4 protein-coding genes are annotated in these 4,723 nt (G+C 71.0%); 3 read left to right on the top strand and 1 reads right to left on the bottom strand.

The window, feature by feature from the left end; all coding sequences use genetic code 11:
- The first annotated feature begins 42 nt into the window (after nt 1-42).
- Together ACWGDE_RS36340 and ACWGDE_RS36335 are read left to right on the top strand one after the other, a co-directional pair.
- Nucleotides 43-1,722 carry an alkaline phosphatase D family protein gene (locus ACWGDE_RS36340; RefSeq protein WP_453393352.1) on the top strand — a complete coding sequence of 560 codons (1,680 nt, stop codon included), beginning with the start codon at nt 43-45 and terminating at the stop codon, nt 1,720-1,722.
- 234 nt (nt 1,723-1,956) lie between these two features.
- Nucleotides 1,957-2,895 (top strand): zinc metalloprotease, encoded by a 939-nt coding sequence (locus ACWGDE_RS36335; RefSeq protein ID WP_453393351.1) that lies wholly within the window; start codon nt 1,957-1,959, stop codon nt 2,893-2,895.
- Between the two features lie 84 nt (nt 2,896-2,979).
- On the opposite strand, the gene ACWGDE_RS36330 is transcribed toward ACWGDE_RS36335, so the two are convergent.
- Nucleotides 2,980-3,549 (bottom strand): dienelactone hydrolase family protein, encoded by a 570-nt coding sequence (locus ACWGDE_RS36330; protein ID WP_453393350.1) that lies wholly within the window; start codon nt 3,547-3,549, stop codon nt 2,980-2,982.
- A 51-nt stretch (nt 3,550-3,600) separates the two neighbouring features.
- On the opposite strand from ACWGDE_RS36330, the gene ACWGDE_RS36325 reads away from it, so the two are divergent.
- Nucleotides 3,601-4,629, top strand: a complete 1,029-nt coding sequence (locus ACWGDE_RS36325; RefSeq protein ID WP_453393349.1) for a mechanosensitive ion channel family protein — start codon at nt 3,601-3,603, stop codon at nt 4,627-4,629.
- Nucleotides 4,630-4,723 lie beyond the last annotated feature (94 nt).

The following is a 4,723-nucleotide window of genomic DNA, read 5'->3' as shown; positions in this document are numbered from 1 at the left end:
GGGCTGTTCCACAGGGTGTACCCGTCGGTAATATGATCGCCCGTGACCAGTCAACTCTCCCCTTCCGCACCGGATTCGGCCCCCGCGTCGAACCCGCGCCGCCGCACCGTCGTGCTGGCCGCGGCGGCCACCGCCGCCCTCGCCCCGATGAGCGCGCTGGCCGCCGGCCCGGCCCACGCCGCCTCGGGCGCCGGCGCCCCCTCCTTCGCGCACGGCGTCGCCTCCGGCGACCCGCTGCCCGACGGCATCCTGCTGTGGACCCGCGTGACCCCGACCCCCGAGGCCGTACCGGGCTCCGGCGCGGGACCGGCCCTCCAGGTGGGCTGGGAGATAGCCGAGGACAAGGCCTTCTCCCGGGTCGTGGCGAGCGGCTCCGTCGCCACGGGCGCCGACCGCGACCACACCGTCAAGGCCGACGTGCGCGGACTGCGGCCGCAGACGGCGTACTGGTACCGGTTCACCGCCGGGGGCACCGTCTCCCCGGTCGGGCGGACCCGTACCGCCCCCGCCGCCGAGACCACGACCGCCGGGATCCGCTTCGGCGTGGTCTCGTGCGCCAACTGGGAGTCGGGCTACTTCTCGGCGTACCGCCACCTGGCCGCGCGGGCCGACCTGGACGCGGTCCTGCACCTGGGCGACTACATCTACGAGTACCAGACCGGTGGTTACCCCGAGGCCAAGTACGTCGTACGGCAGCACGAGCCGGCGCACGAGATCCTCACCCTGGCCGACTACCGCACGCGCCACGGCAAGTACAAGACGGACGCCGACCTCCAGGCCCTGCACCTGGCCCACCCGATCATCGCGATCTGGGACGACCACGAGATCGCGAACGACAGCTGGTCCGGCGGCGCCGAGAACCACGATCCGGCCACCGAGGGCGACTTCGCGGTCCGCGCGGCCGCCGCCCGACAGGCCTATTTCGAGTGGATGCCGGTCCGCACCTCCACCGAGGGCACCGTCTACCGGCGGCTGCGCTTCGGCACCCTCGCCGACCTGCACCTGCTGGACCTGCGCAGCTTCCGCTCGCAGCAGGCGGGCATCGGCAGCGGCAAGGTGGACGACCCGGAGCGCACCATCACCGGCCGGGCGCAGCTGGACTGGCTGAAGGCGGGGCTGGCGGGCTCGCAGGCGACCTGGAAGCTGGTGGGCACCTCGGTGATGATCTCGCCGGTGGCCTTCGGCTCGCTGCCCGCGCACCTGCTGGAGCCGCTCGCGGAGCTGCTCGGCCTGCCGAAGGGCGGCCTCGCGATCAACGTGGACCAGTGGGACGGCTACACGGACGACCGCCGCGAACTGCTGGGCCACCTGACGGACCGGGGGGTCCGCAACACGGTCTTCCTGACCGGTGACATCCACATGGCCTGGGCGAACGACGTCCCGGTGACGGCGGCCACCTACCCGTGGTCGCGGTCGGCGGGCGTGGAGTTCGTGGTGACGTCGGTGACCTCCGACAACATCGACGACCTCCTGCACGTCCCGGCGGACACCGCCTCGCTGGTCGCCGAGGCGGCCATCAAGGCGGCCAACCGGCACGTGAAGTGGCTGGACATGGACTCCCACGGGTACGGAGTCCTGGACGTGACGGCCGAGCGGTCGCAGATGGACTACTACACCGTCTCCGACAAGCGCCGCCAGGACGCCACGGCCGCCTGGCAACGCTCGTACCGCACGCTGAACGGGACGCAGAAGGTGGAACGGGTGGACCGGCCCGTGCGCTGAATTAGCGCTGACATACCGTCAAATCTCTTGTCCGAGGGGGCGTCTGGTGCAGACCAGGCGCCCCTTTGACATCAGAAGCAACAAATCTTTTACGCAAGGTGCTTGACCTGTTTATGACATGCGCACGTAAGCTTCGCGCCAAGCGGGAGGAGATCCCTTCCGTCATACCCCCACTCGCGAGGAGCACACGTGCGCGCTCTTGCCCGCATATCCCCCCTTCTTCGCCGTCGCCTGATGGGTACGGCCGTGCTGGCCGGAACCCTGGCCTTCACCCCGCTCGCCGCCCCCACCACCTTCGCCGCCGCCGCCAAGACCGGCGCCGAGGTGTGCGCCGAGGAGTCCGGCGCGGCCAACGCCCGCGTGGCGCGCCCGAAGGACCAGCACGCGGCCGAGCCCAACGAGGTCACCGAGGCGCAGTCGAAGGCCATGGACGCCGACCTCAAGGCGAAGATGGACAAGGCCTCGAAGGAGCCGCGCAGCCTGCGCGTCGCCGAGGCCGTCACGAGCATCCCCGTGTACTTCCACGTCATCCACTCCGGCACCACCGGAAAGCTGACCGCCACCGACGTCAGCAAGCAGCTGGCGGTCCTCAACGCTGCCTACGCCGGCCAGGGCACCGGGAACGTCGACACCAGCTACCAGTTCACCCTGGCGTCGACCGACTACACGGACAACGCCTCCTGGTACAACCTGGCTTCCGGCTCCACGGCCGAGAAGAGCATGAAGACCGCCCTGCGCAAGGGCGGCGCCGGCGCGCTCAACATCTACACCGCGAACCTCTCCGGCGGGCTGCTCGGCTGGGCCACCTTCCCCAGCTCGTACGCCTCCCAGCCGAACATGGACGGCGTCGTCATCCTCGACACCTCGCTGCCGGGCGGCTCCGCCGCCAACTACAACGAGGGCGACACCGCGACCCACGAGGTCGGCCACTGGATGGGGCTCTACCACACCTTCCAGGGCGGCTGCTCGGGCAGCGGCGACTCGGTCTCCGACACCCCGGCCGAGAAGAGCGCGGCCTTCGAGTGCCCGACCGGCCGTGACAGCTGCACCAACAAGACGGGCGTCGACCCGATCCACAACTTCATGGACTACACGTACGACTCCTGCATGTACCAGTTCACCGCGGGCCAGGTGACCCGCATGAAGAGCATGTGGACCTCGTACCGCGCCTGATGCTCCAGCGGCTCTGACGCCCTGACGCAGACATGAGGACGGGGCCCCGGCTGTTCGCCGGGGCCCCGTCCGCGCATGCGTCGTCTACAGGCTGTCGAGGAAGCCGAGGGCGATCGTCCACGCCTGCTCGGCGGCCTCGGCGTCGTAGTCGTCGAGCCCCGGGTCGGTGAACAGGTGCCCGGCCCCCGGGTAACTGTGGACCTCCACGTCCGCCCCGGCCTTCCGCATCCGCAGGTACCAGGCGGTCAGCCAGTCGTGCGGCTCGAAGGGATCCGGATCGGCGACGTGCAGCTGCACCGGCAGCTCGTCCACCGAGGCGTCGTCCTCCAGGTCGGCCGTCCCGTGCAGGAGCAGCAGCCCGCGCGCCTTCTCGTCGGCGAGCGCCAGGTGCTGGGCGATCGAACCGCCGAAGGAGAAGCCGGCGTAGACCAGCCCCTGGTCGGAGTAGGGGGCCGAGGCCAGTACCGCGCGCTTGAGCAGCTCGTCACGGCCGATCTCGTCCTGGTGGGCCATGCCCTCCTCGACGGTCTCGAAGGTGCGCCCCTCGAAGAGGTCCGGCACGTGGACCTCGTGTCCGGCCGCGCGCAGCCGGTCGGCCGCCTCCCGCACCGCGGGCCGCAGCCCGTAGGTCGAATGGAAAAGCATGATGTTCATGCCTCCATCGTGCCAGCTCCGCGAGGCGCCCTCCGGCTACGGTTGACGTCCATGGACACGGACTCGCTCCTGCGCCCGATCGCGGCCGTCGCCGGCACCCTGGCCGTCACCCTGCTCGCCGGATGGCTGCTCGACCTGCTGCTGCGCCGCGCCGACGCCCGGCACAGCGAGACCCCGCTGTGGGGCCTGCTCCGCCGCTGCCGCCCGCCGTTCCTGCTGGTCCTGGCCGCCTCGCTGCTCCAGGGGCTGCGCCGGCGCGCGGACGGCTGGGGCCACGTGCTGACCCTGGTCCTGATCGCCGCGGCCGCGTGGCTGCTGGTCCGCATCACGACGGCCGTCGTGGACTCCGTCTACGCCCGGTACGCGGCCGACCATCCCGACGACGCCCGCGTGCGCCGGGTCCGCACCCAGGTCACGCTGATCCAGCGGGTGGTCACTGCGGTGGTGATCGTGGTGGCGGCGGGGGCGATGCTCCTGACCTTCCCGGAGATGCGGACGGTCGGCACCTCGATGCTGGCCTCGGCGGGCGTACTCGGCATCGTGGCCGGCATCGCGGCCCAGTCCGCGCTGGGCAACCTCTTCGCCGGACTCCAGATCGCCTTCGGCGACACCGTGCGGATCGGCGACACGGTGGTGGTCGACAAGGAGTGGGGCACGGTGGAGGAGATCACCCTGACCTTCCTCACCGTCCGCACGTGGGACGAACGCCGGATCACGATGCCGGTGTCCTACTTCACGAGCAAGCCGTACGAGAACTGGTCGCGCGGGGGCGCGCAGATGACGGGCACGGTGTTCTGGCACCTGGACCACAGTGCTCCGCTGGACCTGATGCGGGAGGAACTCCAGCGGATCCTGAAGACCATCCCGGAATGGGACGGCCGCACCGGCTCCCTGGCCGTCACGGACACCACCCCGAACACGATCCACGTCCGCGCGGTGGTCACGGCGAAGAACGCCGACGAGGTCTGGACCGTCCGCTGCGCGGTCCGCGAACGCCTGATCACCTGGCTCCAGACCCACCACCCGTACGCACTCCCCCACATCGCCACCTCGGAGGCGTTCCCCCCGCCCGGCGCGTGACCCACCCGGTCGGGTCGGTCAGCGGTGCCGCACCGCGCACACAGCGCGCCGCCGATGCACGGTGCCGGCCCCCGGACCCCCGCGCCTCAACCGC

This window comes from Streptomyces sp. NPDC054956 (assembly GCF_053609185.1).
Note: the sequence above shows the minus strand (reverse complement) of the source record. Positions and strands in the feature narration are given on the sequence as shown.

Bases quoted from the DNA above. Each gene is read 5' to 3' on its own strand.
- ACWGDE_RS36335 (WP_453393351.1), top strand. From the start codon at position 1,957: ATGGGTACGGCCGTGCTGGCCGGAACCCTGGCCTTCACCCCGCTCGCC.
- ACWGDE_RS36330 (WP_453393350.1), bottom strand. From the start codon at position 3,549: ATGAACATCATGCTTTTCCATTCGACCTACGGGCTGCGGCCCGCGGTG.
- ACWGDE_RS36325 (WP_453393349.1), top strand. From the start codon at position 3,601: ATGGACACGGACTCGCTCCTGCGCCCGATCGCGGCCGTCGCCGGCACC.